We start from the raw sequence: 1528 nt of genomic DNA on the forward strand, positions 1-1528 counted from the left end.
GAACTGGCGCAGCAGGGTCTGGGCCGCCTGAATCTGCGCGCGGGCGTCCTCGCTCCGGATCAGGCAGAGCATCACCTGGGTGAGCGCGCGCAGGGCGAACCTTCGCGCGGGGTCGCGTACTTCTTTCTCGCCACTGAGCGCGGCGTGGAAGCGTTCGCGAATCTCGCGCCAGGTCCCCTCCCCTGTCGCGATTTCGTTCCAGCGCTTGAGGTGCGAGAGCGCCTGCTCGCGCTCGGCCGGCTTGCAGGGCTCCAGCTTCGGCCCGCCCAGCGGAATGGCGTAGTGGTGGGTGCCATCGTCGCCGAAGATGTCGATGATGCGCGCCATGTGTTCGGGGCGCTCGTCGAAGAGCCGCAACCCGCGGGCCTCGTGCCGCAGGAAGAGCGCCGAGGCCGAGAGCGCCTCGCGCGTGGGCTCGCATTCCTCGAAGAGCTCCATCGCCGCCGAAAGTGCCAGCGCCTGCACCGCCGCGCTCTGCGGATCGCGAAGCCGCCTGCCGCGCCGCTCGGCCCACAGGTCGATCAGATCGCGCGCGCCGCCAAAAAGAGCGGCCGGATCGCGGGGGGCGGCACCGCTGCCTCTCCGCCTCACGAGCGCGCCTCCGCGTGCCACGCCATGCCGACCTGTGCGGGGAAGAAGGGCGAGGCATGCCTCGCCCCTACATAACCCGGGCATGGTGCTGTACTTGCCGGTTCCGCGCCGGTCCCAACACGTGTAGGGGCGAGGCATGCCTCGCCCTTGCCGCCCTCAGGATGACAACACGGAAAATGCGTGGCTGCGACAGACAGAAGCACCATCTCAAAGTTCTCTCAATGCGATGCGGACGGATTGTCCGGGGAATCTCACGGCCCTCGAAGAAAGGAGGAACCGGGCGGGCTGATTTCCATTATGGGGAAAAACAAAATTGGCGCAAGGGGGGTGTGACCCAAGATGACCCACGATGGACCATGATGACCCGAGATGGACCGAAATAACCCGAGATGGCCTGCAAAAAAGTTGGCCGAATTCCCTGCTCCCCCGACCCTCCTTCGCCAAGGCTACGAGAGGGCCGCCCTCCGGAGTTTCAACGAAGGAGGGCGGGGGGAGCTGTCCGGCAATGCCGGACTGAGGGGGTGCCGGTACTGACACTCGCTTCAGAAAACTGATCGCCGCCTGCGCGTCCCCCTCAGTCGCCTGCGGCGACAGCTCCCCCAAGAGGGGAGCAGGGTATGGAAGGGATCTACTGCGCCAGCGCGTACGGCCACAGCGGAAAGCCCGGCGGCTGCTCCCGGGGGCGGACGATCTTGCCGGTCTCGTGAATGCGGAGCAGGTCGAGGCGGCCGCCGCGACCCAGGCGCACGATGAGCTCGGGCTCGTCATCGCTGTTGCGGAAGATGTAGCTGCGCGCGGCGCCGCTGCTGGCGGCGTTCAGAGCCTCGGGAGCGTCGGGGTAGGTCCAGCGCTCGCCGTCGGCCTCGATGTAGGTCGTGCTCAGGATGAAGTGAATGAGCGGAATGGTGCGCTCACCGCCGTCGGGAATCGGGTAGTC

At 67.0% G+C, this 1528-nt stretch carries 2 protein-coding genes; both read right to left on the reverse strand.

The window, feature by feature from the left end:
• Nucleotides 1–591 (reverse strand): hypothetical protein (locus tag KDH09_17850; GenBank protein ID MCB0221567.1); only part of this gene is annotated, 591 nt, incomplete at its 3' end.
• A gap of 628 nt (nt 592–1219) precedes the next feature.
• The coding region (locus KDH09_17855) for a hypothetical protein (protein ID MCB0221568.1) at nt 1220–1528 on the reverse strand (309 nt) is incomplete at its 5' end.

Source organism: Chrysiogenia bacterium, assembly GCA_020434085.1.
Taxonomy (GTDB): Bacteria; JAGRBM01; JAGRBM01; order JAGRBM01; family JAGRBM01; genus JAGRBM01.